Source organism: Streptomyces sp. NPDC059477 (assembly GCF_042749375.1).
GTDB lineage: Bacteria > Actinomycetota > Actinomycetes > Streptomycetales > Streptomycetaceae > Streptomyces.
This window is the reverse complement of sequence record NZ_JBHYUG010000034.1, coordinates 1-14,459: the sequence shown is the minus strand read 5'-3', so window position 1 is coordinate 14,459 and position 14,459 is coordinate 1. Positions and strand designations below refer to the sequence as shown.

The 14,459-nt window shown below is 73.8% G+C and carries 9 protein-coding genes; 8 read left to right on the top strand and 1 reads right to left on the bottom strand.

Features of this window, described 5'->3' with window-relative positions; translation table 11 throughout:
* Window positions 1-134 precede the first annotated feature (134 nt).
* The 4 genes from ACFXAZ_RS18890 to nudC all read left to right on the top strand — a co-directional run bounded on the left by ACFXAZ_RS18890 (window position 135) and on the right by nudC (window position 10,094).
* Window positions 135-3,878: an ATP-dependent helicase gene (locus tag ACFXAZ_RS18890; RefSeq protein WP_384592010.1), complete on the top strand. Its 3,744-nt coding sequence runs from the start codon at window positions 135-137 to the stop codon at window positions 3,876-3,878.
* Window positions 3,879-4,060: 182 nt separating this feature from the next.
* Entirely contained in the window at window positions 4,061-7,579 is a 3,519-nt protein-coding gene (locus tag ACFXAZ_RS18885; protein WP_384592007.1) for a UvrD-helicase domain-containing protein, read from the top strand.
* A gap of 10 nt (window positions 7,580-7,589) precedes the next feature.
* Window positions 7,590-8,993: a dipeptidase gene (locus tag ACFXAZ_RS18880; RefSeq protein ID WP_384592004.1), complete on the top strand. Its 1,404-nt coding sequence runs from the start codon at window positions 7,590-7,592 to the stop codon at window positions 8,991-8,993.
* Between the two features lie 156 nt (window positions 8,994-9,149).
* On the top strand, window positions 9,150-10,094 hold the full coding sequence (gene nudC / locus ACFXAZ_RS18875) for an NAD(+) diphosphatase (RefSeq protein ID WP_384592001.1): 945 nt from the start codon (window positions 9,150-9,152) through the stop codon (window positions 10,092-10,094).
* Window positions 10,095-10,199: 105 nt separating this feature from the next.
* On the opposite strand, the gene ACFXAZ_RS18870 is transcribed toward nudC, so the two are convergent.
* Window positions 10,200-10,457, bottom strand: coding sequence for a mycoredoxin (locus ACFXAZ_RS18870; protein ID WP_384591998.1), 258 nt, complete (start codon window positions 10,455-10,457; stop codon window positions 10,200-10,202).
* A 232-nt stretch (window positions 10,458-10,689) separates the two neighbouring features.
* Between ACFXAZ_RS18870 and ACFXAZ_RS18865 the strand changes: the two genes are divergently transcribed.
* The 4 genes from ACFXAZ_RS18865 to ACFXAZ_RS18850 all read left to right on the top strand — a co-directional run bounded on the left by ACFXAZ_RS18865 (window position 10,690) and on the right by ACFXAZ_RS18850 (window position 14,241).
* Window positions 10,690-12,906 (top strand): ATP-dependent DNA helicase UvrD2, encoded by a 2,217-nt coding sequence (locus ACFXAZ_RS18865; protein ID WP_384591995.1) that lies wholly within the window; start codon window positions 10,690-10,692, stop codon window positions 12,904-12,906.
* 143 nt (window positions 12,907-13,049) lie between these two features.
* Window positions 13,050-13,376 carry a hypothetical protein gene (locus tag ACFXAZ_RS18860; RefSeq protein ID WP_384591992.1) on the top strand — a complete coding sequence of 109 codons (327 nt, stop codon included), beginning with the start codon at window positions 13,050-13,052 and terminating at the stop codon, window positions 13,374-13,376.
* A 176-nt stretch (window positions 13,377-13,552) separates the two neighbouring features.
* Window positions 13,553-13,921 carry a WhiB family transcriptional regulator gene (locus ACFXAZ_RS18855; protein WP_384591989.1) on the top strand — a complete coding sequence of 123 codons (369 nt, stop codon included), beginning with the start codon at window positions 13,553-13,555 and terminating at the stop codon, window positions 13,919-13,921.
* Window positions 13,918-14,241, top strand: coding sequence for a hypothetical protein (locus tag ACFXAZ_RS18850; protein ID WP_382685020.1), 324 nt, complete (start codon window positions 13,918-13,920; stop codon window positions 14,239-14,241). The genes ACFXAZ_RS18855 and ACFXAZ_RS18850 overlap by 4 nt, the downstream gene beginning before the upstream one ends.
* Window positions 14,242-14,459 lie beyond the last annotated feature (218 nt).

Below are 14,459 nucleotides of genomic sequence, written 5' to 3'. Positions count from 1 at the left end.
TGCACGCGTCCCGTTCACCCCTCGGTCACCGTCCTCCACACCTGACGGAGGCCGTCCCCCGACATCCGCTCCGGGAGGGCGCACACCGCCGCCCGGGACAGACCCGAGCACGACCACCAGGACCGGCGAACCACGTGAGCTCCTCTTCCTCCATCAGGCGCCCGCCGCACCTCCAGGTGCGGCGGGGGAACCGTGGCGCTTACCGGCTGGTGCGTACTCCACCGGCCCCGCCGGATCCCCCTCGTCTGGACGCCGAACAGCGCGCGGTGGTTGCCCACGAGAGCGGCCCGCTGCTCGTTCTCGCAGGTCCGGGCACCGGAAAGACCACCACACTGGTGGAGTCCGTCGCGGCCCGCATCGCGCGCGGGACCGACCCCGAGCGGATCCTCGTCCTGACCTTCAGCCGCAAGGCGGCCGTCGAACTGCGCGACCGCATGGCGCTGCGCATGGGAGCGGCCCACGCACCCCGGGCGACGACCTTCCACTCGTACTGCTACGCGCTGGTCCGCGCCCACCAGGACAGCGCTCTGTTCGTCGAGCCCCTGCGGCTGCTGTCCGGCCCCGAGCAGGACGTCACCGTCCGTGAGCTGCTCGCGGGCCAGGCCGACCTGGAGCGGGCCGGTCTCGCGCATCGGCGCTGGCCCGACGAACTGCGCGCCTGTCTCACCACGCGCGGCTTCGCCGACGAGGTCCGCGCGGTGTTCGCCCGGACCCGCGAACTGGGCCTCGGGCCCGACGCCCTGGACGCCTTCGCCCGCCGCATCGGGCGCCCCGACTGGCGGGCCGGAGCCGCCTTCCTCGCCGAGTACCTCGACGTGCTCGACCTCCAGGGCGTCCTCGACTACGCCGAACTCGTGCACCGCGCCGTGCTCCTCGCCCACCGTACGGAGGTCGCCGAGCGGCTCGCCGCCCGGTACGACGCCGTCTACGTCGACGAGTACCAGGACACCGACGCGGCCCAGGTACGGCTGCTGCACGCGCTGGCGGGCGGCGGACGCACCCTGGTCGCCTTCGGCGACCCCGACCAGTCGATCTACGCCTTCCGGGGCGCCGACGTGAACGGCATCCTGGAGTTCCCGCGCGACTTCCCCCGCGCGGAGGGCGGCCCGGCCCCCGTCGAGGTGCTGCGCACGTCCCGCCGCTCGGGTGCCGCCCTGCTGGACGCCACCCGGCTGCTGACCCGGCGCATGCCGCTGACCCGGCTCCCCGCCGACAAGGTGCGCGCCCACCGTGAACTCGCCCCCGCGCGCGAGGGCGGCCGGGTCGAGGCCTTCACCTACCCGACGGCGGGCACCGAGCTGGACAACATCGCCGACATCCTGCGCCGGGCCCACCTGGAGGACGGCGTGCCCTGGCGCGAGATGGCCGTCCTGGTGCGCGCCGGCTCCCGCACCATCCCGAGCCTGCGCCGCGCCCTCACCGCCGCCGGAGTCCCGCTCGACATCGACGGCGACGACGCACCCCTGCGCCACGAACCCTCGGTGGCCCCCCTGCTGACGGCACTCCGCGCGGTGGCCATGGCGGAGGCGACGGGGCATAGCGGCGGGGTGCCTCGGGGGGATTCGGGGGGCCGGGGGGACGGGGCGCCTGCCGGGGAGGCGACCGGGCACGGTGATGGGGTGCCTGCGGGGGAGGCAGCGGGCCGCAGGGATGGGGTGCCTGTGGTGGAGGCGACGGGGCGTGGCGATGGAGTGCCTGCCGGGGAGGCGAGTGGGCGGGGCGACGGGCTGCTTGCGGTGGAGGCGACGGGCCGTGCCGACGGGGTGCCTGCGGCGGAGACGACGGACCGCAGGGACGGGGCGTCTGCGGTGGGCCGCAGCGACGGGATGCTCGGGGCGGAGGCGACAGGCCGCAGGGACGGAGTGCCTCTGGAGGAGGCGACGGGCCGCAGTGACGAGGGGCCTGCGGCGGAGGCGACCGGCCGTGGCGATGAGGCGCCCGTAGACGAGGCGCCCGTAGCGGAGGCAAGCGGTGGTGGCGGGCGGGTGACCTCGGGCGAGCCCTGCTGGCTCGACACCGAGACCGCCCTCACCCTGCTCACCTCCCCCCTCGCCGGTATGGACGCCGCCGATCTGCGCCGCCTGGGGCGGGCCCTGCGGGACGAGGAGCGGGCCGGGGGCACGGCGCTGCCGCCGCCGTCGGACGACCTGCTCGCGCGGGCCCTCGCCGAGCCGGAGCGGCTGGCCGTGCACGACCCCGCGTACGCGCGGGGCGCCCAGCGGCTCGGCGGACTGCTGCGCACGGCCCGTGAGTGCCTCGCGCGCGGCGGCACGGCCGAAGAGGCGCTGTGGCTGTTGTGGTCGGGCACGCCGTGGCCCGGGCGACTGGAAGGGGCCGCCCGGCGCGGGGGAGCGGCCGGCCGCAACGCCGACCGTGACCTGGACGCCGTGTGCGCGCTGTTCGCGACCGCCGCCCGCGCGGAGGAGCGCATCGGAGGCCGGGGCGCGCTGAACTTCCTGGCGGAGGTCGACGCCGAGGACATCGCCGCCGACACACTCACCCGGCGGGCCCTGCGCCCCGACGCCGTCCGCCTGATGACCGCGCACCGCGCCAAGGGCCTGGAATGGCGCCTGGTCGTCGTCGCGGGCGTGCAGGAAGGGCTGTGGCCGGATCTGCGCCGCCGCGGCTCGCTGCTGGAGGCCGACCGGATCGGCCGCGACGGACTCGCCGAACCCCTCACCCCGGGCGCACTGCTCGCCGAGGAACGCCGGCTGTTCTACGTCGCCGCCACGCGCGCGAGGGAACGGCTCGTCGTCACCGCCGTGAAGGCTCCCGCCGACGACGGTGACCAGCCCTCCCGCTTCCTCACCGAACTCGGCGTCGAACCCCGGGACGTCACCGGGCGCCCCCGCCGCCCCCTGGCGGTCGCCGCGCTGGTCGCCGAGTTGCGTGCCACCACCGTCGACCCGCGCGCGTCGGCGGCGCTGCGGGAGGCCGCCGCCCGCAGGCTGGCCCGGCTCGCCGCCCTCGCCGACGAGGACGGCCGCCCACTGGTGCCCGCCGCGCACCCCGACCGCTGGTGGGGCATGTTCGAGCCGACCGCCGCCACGGTGCCGCTGCGCGACCGGGACCAGCCCGTGGCGCTCTCCGGCAGCGCCCTGGACCAGCTCGCCAACACCTGCGCGCTGCAATGGTTCCTGGGCCGCGAGGTGAAGGCCGACGCGCCCGCGACGGCCGCCCAGGGCTTCGGCAACGTCGTGCACGTCCTGGCCGACGAGGTCGCCTCCGGGCACTCCCCGGCCGATCTGCCCGTGCTGATGGAACGCCTCGACTCGGTGTGGAACGCGCTCGCCTTCGACGCGCCGTGGAAGTCCGCCCAGGAGAAGGACAACGCGCGCGTCGCCCTCGAACGCTTTCTGCAATGGCATGTGCTGGACCGCGCGGGCCGCACCCCCGTGGCGAGCGAGCACGACTTCGACGTCACTCTCGAAGCCGGTGAGTACAAGGTGCGCATCCGAGGCCAGATGGACCGCGTGGAGGCCGACGGCGACGGCCGCGCCTATGTCGTCGACTTCAAGACCGGCAAGCAGGCGCCCACGTCGGCCGAGGTCGCCCGACACCCGCAGCTCGCCGTCTACCAGCTCGCGGTCCGCGAAGGCGCCGTCGACGAGGCGTTCGACGGCGTACGCCCCGAGCCGGGCGGCGCCGAACTCGTCCAGCTCCGGCAGGGCGCCGCCGTGCGGGACGGCGGCGAGACGCTGCCCAAGGTGCAGGCCCAGGAGCCCCTGGACGGCGACTGGGTCGGCGAGTTGCTCGCCACCGCCGCGGGCAAGGTCCTCGACGAACGGTTCACCCCGACCACCGGCCAGCAGTGCACGCACTGCGCGTTCCGCGCCTCGTGCAGTGCCCGCCCGGAGGGCCGCCACGTCGTGGAGTGAAGTGACCTACGGCACCATCCGCGCCCACGCGCTCGCCCGCCGCCCGGGGCACACGCAGGTCCACTCGCCCACCCGCCGCGTGCGGCACGCCCAGGCCCGCTCGCCCGCCCCTGGCACCCCCGTGCCCACCCACCCCCGGCCTGCGGAACCCGTTGTCAGTGCCCGCCGATAGCCTCTCCGACATGCCCGCACACCTCACCGACCCCGAGCAGCTCAAGGAGCTTCTCGGGATTCCGTTCACCCCGGAGCAGATGGCCTGCATCGTCGCGCCGCCCGCCCCGCAGGTGATCGTGGCCGGAGCGGGCTCCGGCAAGACGACGGTGATGGCGGCCCGCGTGGTGTGGCTGGTCGGCACGGGGCAGGTCGCCCCGGAACAGGTGCTCGGCCTCACCTTCACCAACAAGGCGGCCGGCGAACTCGCCGAGCGGGTCCGCAAGGCACTGGTCAGGGCGGGCGTGACCGACCCCGACGTGATCGACCCGGACCACCCGCCGGGCGAGCCGGTGATCTCCACGTACCACGCCTTCGCGGGACGGCTGCTGACCGACCACGGACTGCGCATCGGCCTGGAGCCCTCCTCCCGCCTCCTCGCCGACGCCACCCGCTTCCAGCTGGCCGCGCGCGTCCTGCGCGAGGCCCCGGGACTCTATCCGGCGCTCACCCGCTCCTTCCCCGACCTGGTCAGCGACCTCCTCGCGCTGGACGCCGAGCTGGCCGAGCACCTCGTCCGGCCGGAGAGCCTGCGCGCGTGGGACGCCGAACTCCTGCTCGCCGTCCAGGGCGCCAAGCTCACCAACCCCGATCTGCGCAAGGTCCCCGACACGGCCGCCGCGCGGCGCGAACTCGCCGAACTGGTCCTGCGCTACCGCGCGGCCAAGCGCGAACGCGACCTCCTCGACTTCGGCGACCAGATCGCCCTCGCCGCCCGGCTCGCCCAGCTCCCCGAGGTGGGCCGGCTGCTGCGCGAGGAGTTCCGCGTCGTGCTCCTCGACGAGTACCAGGACACCTCGGTCGCCCAACGCGTCCTGCTGGCCGGGCTCTTCGGCGGCGGCACCGGCCACCCGGTGACCGCCGTGGGCGACCCCTGCCAGGCGATCTACGGCTGGCGCGGCGCCTCCGTCGCCAACCTGGACGACTTCCCCGAGCACTTCGCCCGCGCGGACGGCGGGCGCGCGACCCGCCAGGCGCTCAGCGAGAACCGCCGCAGCGGCGGCCGGCTCCTCGGCCTCGCCAACGGCCTCGCCGAGCCGCTGCGCGCCCTGCACGCGGGCGTGGAGGCCCTGCGTCCCGCCCCCGGCGCCGAACACGACGGACAGGTCCGCTGCGCCCTGCTGCCCACCCACGCCGAGGAGATCGACTGGCTCGCCGACTCCGTCGCCCACCTCGTGCGCACCGGCACGGCACCCGGCGAGATCGCCGTCCTGTGCCGCACGGCGAGCGACTTCGCGGAGATCCAGGGCGCGCTCGTCGCCCGGGAGGTACCCGTCGAGGTGGTCGGCCTGTCCGGGCTGCTGCACCTGCCCGAGGTCGCCGACCTGGTAGCTGTCTGCGAGGTACTCCAGGACCCCGGCGCCAACGCCTCCCTGGTCCGGCTGCTGACCGGCCCGCGCTGGCGCATCGGCGCGCGCGACCTCGCCCTCCTCGGGCGGCGCGCCCGGCTGCTCGTCGCCCACACGCGCGTGGGTGACGACGACGATCCCGACCGCAGGCTCGCCGAGGCCGTCGAGGGCGTCGACCCGGCCGAGGTGATCTCCCTCGCGGACGCTCTCGACACCTTCCTCGGCGGCCGGGACGACGACACGCTGCCGTTCTCGGCCGAGGCACGCGTGCGGTTCGCCCGCCTCGCCACCGAACTGCGCGACCTGCGCCGCTCGCTCGCCGACCCGCTCATGGACGTCCTGCACCGCGTCCTCGCGGTCACCGGCCTGGAGGTCGAACTCTCCGCGTCCCCGCACGCGCTGGCCGCCCGCCGCCGCGAGACCCTCTCCAACTTCCTGGACGTCGCCGCGTCCTTCGCCGCCGGTGACGGCACGGCCACCCTCCTCGCCTTCCTGGGCTTCCTGCGCACCGCGGCCCAGTACGAGAAGGGCCTCGACAACGCCCTGCCCGGCGGCGAGAACACCGTCAAGGTGCTCACCGCGCACAGGTCCAAGGGCCTCGAATGGGATGTCGTCGCCGTCCCCGGCCTGGTCACCGGTACCTTCCCCAGCACCCAGGGCCGCGAGAAGTGGACCGCCCAGGCCAAGGTGGTGCCGCACGAACTGCGCGGCGACGCCGACACCCTCCCCGACATCCGGTCCTGGGACGCGCGCGGGATGAAGGCGTTCCACGAGGCGATGAAGGACCACCAGCACACCGAGGAACTCCGCCTCGGCTATGTCACCTTCACCCGCCCCCGCTCCCTCCTGCTCGGCTCCGGCCACTGGTGGGGCCCCACCCAGAAGCGCCGCCGCGGCCCCTCCGGCTTCCTCACGGCCCTGTACGACCACTGCGTCGCCGGACACGGCGAGATCGAGGTCTGGGCCGACGCACCGGAGGACGGTGAGGAGAACCCCGCCCTGGGCCGGCGGACCGCCGACCACGCCTGGCCGCTGCCCCTGGACGACACCGCCCTCGCCCGCCGCCGCGCCGCCGCCAGGACCGTCCTCGCCCACCTGGACACCCTCGCCGCCCGCGAGACCACCCACCGCGCGGCCGTCCGCGACCCCGGCGCGTACGAGGACCCGGACTGGCCCACCGCCCCCGAGGACGAGCCACCCGGCTACGAGGAGGAACCGCCCGGCTACGAGGAAGAGCCGCCCTGCTTCGAGGAGGAGCCGCCAGAGCCGTCCCACAGGGAGGAGCCCGCCGACGAGGACCGGCATCGCCCCACCGTCCCCCACCAGACCTCCGGGCATCAGACCTCCGGACACCGGACATCCGAGCCGCTCACCCCCGAGGAAGCCCGCGCCATCGCCTCCTGGGACCGTGACCTGGACGCGCTCACCGGGGAACTGCTGCGCGCGCGGGAGGCCGTCACGGAGGTGACCCTGCCCGCCTCGCTCACCGCCACGCAGGTGATGCGGATGGCCGCCGACCCCGAGGGCTTCGCACAGGAACTGGCCCGCCCCATGCCCCGCCCGCCACAGCCCGCCGCCCGCCGGGGCACCCGTTTCCACGCCTGGGTCGAGGCCCGCTTCGAGGAACTGACCCTGCCCCTGCTGGGGCCGGACGAACTGCCCGGCGGCGACGCCGAGATCGCCGACGAACGCGACCTGGAGGCCCTCAAGGAGGCGTTCGAACGCACCGAGTACGCCCACCGCACGCCCTACCGTGTCGAGGCGTCCTTCCAGCTGGGCATCGCCGGCCGGGTGATCCGGGGCCGTATCGACGCCGTCTACCGGACGGACGACGGCGAGACGCAGACGTACGAGATCGTCGACTGGAAGACCGGCCGGGGCCGGAACGCCGATCCGCTCCAGCTCGCCCTGTACCGGCTCGCCTGGGCCGAGCGGCAGGGGGTGCCGCCGGAGTCGGTGACGGCCGCCTTCGTGCACGTGCGCACCGGTGAGGTCGTACACCACGACGATCTGCCGGACCGCGCCGCGCTGGAGCGGCTGCTCCTGACGGACCCCGGGGACGGACCACCCGGAAACGGACAACCTGGCGACGGACCACCCGGTGACGAACAGCACGAACGGGTTGTCACTGTGGGCCGATAGGCTCGTGACCATGAGCCACACCCCGGACAGCGCTGTCCGTACGTACATCGCCCGGCACCGAGATGCCTTCCTCGACGGGCTGTGCGAGTGGCTGCGCATCCCGTCGGTGTCGGCCCAGCCCGATCACGCGGCGGACGTCCGGCGCAGCGCGGACTGGCTCGCCGCCAAGCTGACCGAGACCGGATTCCCGGTGGCCGAGGTCTGGCCGACCCAGGGCGCCCCCGCCGTCTACGCGGAGTGGCCCAGCGACGACCCCGCGGCACCCACGGTCCTCGTCTACGGCCACCACGACGTGCAGCCCGCCGCGCGGGAGGACGGCTGGGACAGCGACCCCTTCGAGCCCGTCGTCCGGGAGAACCGGCTCTACGCGCGCGGGGCGGCCGACGACAAGGGCCAGGTGTTCTTCCACACACTCGGCGTCCGCGCCCACCTGGCCGCGACCGGCCGCACCTCCCCGGCCGTGCATCTGAAGCTGCTCGTCGAGGGCGAGGAGGAATCCGGCTCGCCGCACTTCCGCGCGCTGGTCGAGGAGCGGGCCGAGCGGCTCGCCGCGGACGCGGTGATCGTCTCCGACACCGGCATGTGGTCCGCCGACACCCCCACCGTGTGCACCGGCATGCGGGGCCTCGCCGAGTGCGAGATCCGGCTGTACGGACCCGACCAGGACATTCACTCCGGCTCCTTCGGCGGTGCCGTGCCCAACCCGGCGACCGCCGCCGCCCGCCTCGTCGCGGCCCTGCACGACGAGCACGCGCGCGTGGCGATCCCCGGCTTCTACGACGGTGTCGCCGAGCTGACCGACCGCGAGCGGGCGCTCTTCGCGGAACTGCCCTTCGACGAGGCCGGCTGGCTGCGCACGGCCAAGTCGTACGCCACGCTCGGCGAGGCCGGGCACACCACCCTGGAGCGGATCTGGGCCCGCCCGACCGCCGAGGTCAACGGCATCGGCGGGGGCTACCAGGGCCCCGGCAGCAAGACGATCATCCCGTCCGAGGCCATGGTGAAGCTCTCCTTCCGGCTGGTCGCCGGACAGGACCCCGGCCACATCGAGAAGGCGGTCCGCGGCTGGACCGCCGAACAGCTCCCGGCCGGGATCCGGCACGAGATCGTCTTCGGCGGCGCCACCCGCCCCTGTCTCACCCCGCTCGACCACCCCGCGCTCCGATCCGTGGCGCGCGCCATGAGCCGCGCCTTCGAGCAGCCCGTGCGCTACACGCGCGAGGGCGGCTCAGGACCCGCCGCGGACCTCCAGGAGGTGCTCGGCACCCCGGTGCTCTTCCTCGGCATCTCCGTCCCGTCCGACGGCTGGCACGCGCCGAACGAGAAGGTGGAGCTGGACCTGCTGCTCAAGGGCGTCGAGACCACGGCGTACCTGTGGGGCGATCTCGCGGAGCACTGGAGCCATGCGCCCTGACCGTCCGGCGCCGTCCGGACGGGCCGCCCGCGCGGGGCACACTGGAAGCACCGCCCCGCACGGCCGGGCCCCGACGGACGACGACATCTCCCGCCGTACGTCCCGCCGAACCGTCCGTCGAACCGCACTGTTGCCCTGGGGGAGTTGGAAGCACCCGTGACCACCTGGACCGACCACACCGCCGACCGCCCCATCTCGCTCACCGCGCCCACCGGCATCGACCGCGCCGCGCACCACCGGCTCGACGAGGCCTGGCTCGCGGCGGCGTGGAGCCACCCCACGACCCGCTGCTTCGTGGTGTCCGGCGGCCAGGTCCTGATCGACGAGACGGCCAAGGGCCACACCGAACTCGTCATGACCCCGTCCTTCGAGGCCCCCCTCACCGAGGCCCACCGCTACTTCCTGGGCATCGACGAGGACGGGGTGAGCTATTTCGCCCTCCAGAAGGACGCCCTTCCCGGCCGCATCGACCAGTCGGCGCGCCCGGCGGGGCTGCGCGAGGCCGGGCTGCTGCTCTCCCCGCGCGACGCGGGCCTCATGGTGCACGCGGTCGGTCTGGAGAACTGGCAGCGCACCCACCGCTTCTGCTCCCGCTGCGGCGAGCGCACGGTGATCGCCGCCGCCGGCCATATCCGCCGCTGCCCCGCGTGCGGCGCCGAGCACTACCCGCGCACCGACCCCGCCGTGATCATGGCGGTCACCGACGAGGACGACCGCATCCTCCTCGGCCGCCAGGTGCACTGGCCCGAGGGCCGCTTCTCCACGCTGGCCGGTTTCGTCGAGCCCGGCGAGTCCGTGGAGCAGTCGGTGCGCCGCGAGGTGTTCGAGGAGGCCGGCATCACCGTCGGCCAGGTCGAGTACGTCGCGAGCCAGCCCTGGCCGTTCCCGTCCAGCCTGATGCTGGGCTTCCTGGCCCGCGCCACCTCCACCGAGATCACCGTCGACGGCGACGAGATCGGCGAGGCCCGCTGGTTCTCCCGCGACGAACTGCGCGCCGCCTTCGACTCCGGCGAGGTGCTGCCCCCGTACGGCATCTCCATCGCCGCCCGACTGATCGAACTGTGGTACGGAAAGCCGATGCCGACCCGCAACGTGGCCTGACCGGCACCCTCGTCACGACCCGTGGCCGAACGCCGACGGCCCATTCCGGTAGGTACCGGAAGGGGCCGTGACGTCAGACGGGCCGAGCGGCGAGGAACGCGGGTCTCAGGCCGCGAGGGCCTGCTTCACCTGGGCCAGGCTCGGGTTGGTCATGACCACCTCGGCACCGCCGGAGGCCGGGACGATCCGTACCGTGGGCACGGTCTGGTTGCCGTTGTTGGCCTTCTCCACGAAGTCGGCGGACTCCGGGTCCTGCTCGATGTTGATCTCGTTGTACGCGATGCCCTCGCGGTCCATCTGGCTCTTCAGCCGGCGGCAGTAGCCGCACCACGTGGTGCTGTACATCGTCACAGTGCCCGACATTGTCTCTCGCGCTCCTTCGGCGGTTCCGGGGACGGGTGCTCGCCCTCGGTGAACGCATCGGAACCGGCCGCCATTCCCGCCAGGGGTATCGACGCCGGCCGGGACCTGTCGCAGCGCGGCGCGGGAAGCGGGTGGGCGGGGGCGCGAAGGAGCAGTCGTATTAATACGACTGCGAGGGCTCGCCTGTGGACAACCGGCTCACCCGTCTCCGGCGACCTGGCAGCATGGCGGTGTGACAGCAGCAACGCACTCCCCCCTCTTCCCGGGGGTACCGGACACGGCCGACGCCGTGCTCGAAGGGCTCGACCCCGAGCAGCGCGAGGTGGCCACCACCCTGCGCGGCCCGGTGTGCGTCCTGGCCGGGGCCGGTACGGGCAAGACGCGGGCCATCACCCACCGCATCGCCTACGGAGTGCGCGCGGGCATCCTCCAGCCCTCCAGCGTGCTCGCCGTCACCTTCACCAACCGCGCGGCCGGGGAGATGCGCGGCCGGCTCCGCCAACTCGGCGCCCAGGGCGTCCAGGCCCGTACGTTTCACTCCGCCGCCCTGCGCCAGCTCCAGTACTTCTGGCCGAAAGCCGTCGGCGGTGCCATGCCCCGGATCGTCGACCGCAAGATCCAGCTCGTCACCGACGCCGCCGCGGGCTGCCGGCTGCGCCTGGACCGGGGCGAGCTGCGGGATGTCACCGGCGAGATCGAATGGGCGAAGGTCACCCAGACCGTGCCCGCCGACTACGCGCTCGCAGCCGCGAAGGCCGGCCGCGACATCCCCCGCGACCCGGCCGAGATCGCCCAGCTGTACGCCGCCTACGAGGACCTCAAGCGGGCCCGCGCGGTCATCGACTTCGAGGACGTACTGCTGCTGACCGTCGGCATCCTCCAGGACCGCCACGACATCGCCGATCAGGTACGCGCCCAGTACCAGCACTTCGTGGTCGACGAGTACCAGGACGTCAGCCCGCTCCAGCAGCGCCTGCTCGATCTGTGGCTGGGGGAGCGGGACGACCTGTGCGTGGTCGGCGACGCCAGCCAGACGATCTACTCGTTCACCGGAGCAACCCCGGACCATCTGCTCGACTTCCGCGCCCGCCACCCCGGTGCCACCGTCGTCAAGCTGGTCCGCGACTACCGCTCCACCCCCCAGGTCGTCCATCTCGCCAACGGGCTGCTCGCCCAGGCCAGCGGCCGGGCCGCGGACCACCGGCTGGAGCTGATCTCCCAGCGGGCCGCCGGACCCGAGCCGGTCCACACCGAGTACCCGGACGAGCCCGCCGAGGCCGAGGGCGCCGCCCGGCGCATCCGCGCCCTGTTCGACGCCGGTGTCCCGGCGAGCGAGATCGCCATCCTGTTCCGCGCCAACGCCCAGTCCGAGACCTACGAGCAGGCCCTCGCCGACGCCGGGATCCCCTACCAGTTGCGCGGCGCCGAACGGTTCTTCGACCGGCCCGAGGTGCGCAGAGCGATCGTGAACCTGCGCGCAGCCGCCCGCTTCGGGGGCAACGACTCCGCCCTCGACGGGGCCGTCGACCTGCCTTCCCAGGTCCGTGCCGTGCTCTCCGGCGAAGGCTGGACCGCACAGCCGCCGGCCAGCTCGGGAGCCGTGAGGGAGCGCTGGGAGTCGCTGGCCGCGCTGGTGCACCTCGCGCGGGACTTCACCGCCGCCCGAGCCGACGCCACCCTCGGCGACCTGGTGGCCGAACTGGACGAACGGGCCGGCGCCCAGCACGCCCCGACCGTGCAGGGCGTCACCCTCGCCTCGCTGCACTCCGCCAAGGGCCTGGAGTGGGACGTCGTCTTCCTGGTGGGCGTCGCCGAGGGCATGATGCCGATCACCTACGCCAGAACCGACGAGCAGATCGAGGAGGAGCGCCGCCTCCTCTATGTCGGTGTCACCCGCGCCCGCGAGCGGCTCCATGTCTCCTGGGCCCTCGCCCGCTCACCGGGGAACCGGCCGTCCCGCCGCGTCAGCCGCTTCCTCGACGGACTGCGCCCCGGCTCCTCGGCGGGCGCGCCCCGCGCGGCGGCGGCCGGTCCGGGCGGGGTCGAGCGCGGGGTCCCCGGTCTCGCCGAGGCCGCCCCGAGACGCACCCAGCGCACCCCCGCCCGCTGCCGGGTCTGCGGACGCACCCTCACCGAGGCCGGCGAGATGAAACTGATGCGCTGCGAGGACTGCCCGTCCGACATGGACGAGGGGCTCTACGAGCGACTGCGGGCATGGCGGGCGGACGTGGCGGGCCGCAGCGGCCAGCCCGCGTTCTGCGTCCTCACGGACAAGACGATGATCGCGATCGCCGAGGCCGGACCCGAGGACGAGCGGGAGCTGGCCCGGATCCCGGGCGTGGGGATGCGCAAGTTCCGCCGCTACGGGGCCGATGTGCTGGCCATCTGCGCAGGCCGTGACCCCGTGGCGGCGAACGGCACGGCCGATGCGAACTCGTCGCAAAAATAGTTTGCGAAAGCCCCGTCAATCCCCATAGGTTCTTACACACGGAACAGCGGCCTTCTCGGAGGCACTGATTCCGTGTTCTACTTGCATATCCGACCGGGTTGGTTCATCCCAACCCCCCGATACGCCGAGAGGAGGCGAGCCCAGTGATCACCATCAACACCAGCAGCTTCAGCAGCGCGGTCAAAATGACCGATCGCTCGGCCGTCTCCCTGTGCATGCTCGGCGCTTCGGACCTGGGCACCGGTGTGTCCGGCATTCCTGCCGCACGCCCGGCGTCCTCCGTGTCTCTGGCGGGCCTCCCCGTCCGGGAGCGCAATGAGCGACCGACCAAGGCACTGGAAGCGGCAGTAACGGCTAAGGCGCAGGCCTATGCCTTTACGGCAACCGGTGCCGGATTCCGGAAGCTGACGACGCAGCACCACCAGATGTGGGCCTTCCGTGGGCCAGAACCCTGGAGCGATCCAGCCTGATCGGCGATCAGGCCGGCACCTTCCAGGGCCGCGGAACCCCAACCGGGATCCGCGGCCCTTCTGTTTTCCCTGAACGGGGAGAACAGACCGAAGGGGCCTCGGGACAAGAAAAGAACCCGGCACCAGCCGACCACCGGCCCAACAGGGCCGGACCGACCAGACGAGGAAGACGAACCGTGCAACTCGAAGCGCACGCCACGTCCGTACCGCCTTCCGAAACGATCTCGCCGCCCGGCCTCACGGAGGATTCCACCTTGACCCCGCTCACGGCGCTCACCGCGCTCGACGACGCCATCGAGAACCTCGGCGTACCCGTCCCCTGCCGTTCCTACGACCCGGAGGTCTTCTTCGCGGAGTCCCCGGCGGACGTCGAGTACGCCAAGTCCCTGTGCCGCACCTGTCCGCTGATGGAGGCCTGCCTCGCCGGCGCCAAGGAGCGGCGTGAGCCCTGGGGCGTCTGGGGCGGAGAGCTGTTCGTCCAGGGTGTCGTCGTCGCCCGGAAGCGGCCTCGTGGCCGCCCGCGCAAGAACCCGGTCACAGCATGAACACCGCAGGAACGATCGACCGCCCCCTCACGCTCGACCCCCAGAAGCAGGCCCCGATGAAGCCGTCCGCCAACGAGCCCACCGGCTCGGCGACCGAAGACGTCACCACCACCGGCGCGAACGACTCGCGCCAGAACAGGACCCGAGAGATGCAACTCATCCCAGAAGCGCTGGCTCGTGCGCATATGCACGACCGCCTGCGTGACGCGGAGCAGGAGCGCCGGGCGATCAGCCTGGTGGCTGCCCGCCGTATGCAGCGCCGGGCCGAGCGCGCCTCGATGCGTGCCCGCCGTGCGCTGGCCATCGCCGTCATGCAGTGATCCACCCACACCCGAAGCGGTGGCCTCCCGGACCGGGAGGCGAAGGCTTCCCGCGGGGGGCGGGGCCGGCGCCAGGGCCGGCCCCCCCCGGGGGGGTGGTGCCCGGGGGGCCCCCGCGGGGGGGGGCCAGCACCCCCCCACCAGCCCCCCCCCACGGCACGGCCCCCGCCCCCCCCCCCCCCCGCCGGCGCCCCCCCCGCCCGTGACCACCCCCCCCG

Bases quoted from the DNA above. Each gene is read 5' to 3' on its own strand.
- ACFXAZ_RS18880 (WP_384592004.1), top strand. From the start codon at position 7,590: ATGAGCCACACCCCGGACAGCGCTGTCCGTACGTACATCGCCCGGCAC.
- ACFXAZ_RS18870 (WP_384591998.1), bottom strand. From the start codon at position 10,457: ATGTCGGGCACTGTGACGATGTACAGCACCACGTGGTGCGGCTACTGC.
- ACFXAZ_RS18885 (WP_384592007.1), top strand. From the start codon at position 4,061: ATGCCCGCACACCTCACCGACCCCGAGCAGCTCAAGGAGCTTCTCGGG.
- ACFXAZ_RS18850 (WP_382685020.1), top strand. From the start codon at position 13,918: ATGAACACCGCAGGAACGATCGACCGCCCCCTCACGCTCGACCCCCAG.